This window comes from Treponema endosymbiont of Eucomonympha sp., from assembly GCF_001028545.1.
In genome coordinates this window covers 1-510 of sequence record NZ_BBPW01000520.1, presented here as the reverse complement: position 1 = coordinate 510, position 510 = coordinate 1, and the positions used below count along the sequence as shown (strand labels likewise).

Below are 510 nucleotides of genomic sequence, written 5' to 3'. Positions count from 1 at the left end.
TTATGCTCGCGGGAACGCTGGCTGCTGTCCGGCGGCGGGTCGGTGCGGTTTTCGGGCGCGGAATATCAGGCATTCGGCGGCGGCGCAACGGAAAACGCGGCGGAGGCTTCAAACGCCGCGGCCGATTCGGGGCGGATAGCGGCGTTCTCTTTCGGCGGCGAGACGGTACTGCAGTTCCGCTCCGCGGCGAAGAAGCCGTTTTTCGGCGCGGCATATTTGGTTTCCAAAACGGAAGCCGCTCCGGAAGAAGCGGGCGGAACGGATTTCGCAGGCGGATATATGCTGGAACCGATTTCGCTGACGCGGGACGGGTATGCCAGAATCGCCGCGCCGCCCGTTTTTCTGCGGCAGTAAGCCCTCGCCGCCGGGTCGCTTCCGTAAAACCGCATTGTTTCGGCCGGTGCTGCCGAATTTCGCTTTTCAGGCTTGCCTGGCGGGATTGTCGGCGCACGGTTTTGCCTGAAAACACGCCGCTCCGAGCCTGAGCAACGTGCTTCGGTACTTGGGTAC

At 63.1% G+C, this 510-nt stretch carries 1 protein-coding gene; it reads left to right on the top strand.

The genetic code is table 11. From position 1 onward, the window contains the following. A partial coding sequence (locus AWU74_RS12110; RefSeq protein ID WP_187150955.1) for a hypothetical protein occupies positions 1-354 on the top strand: 354 nt, incomplete at its 5' end. Positions 355-510 lie beyond the last annotated feature (156 nt).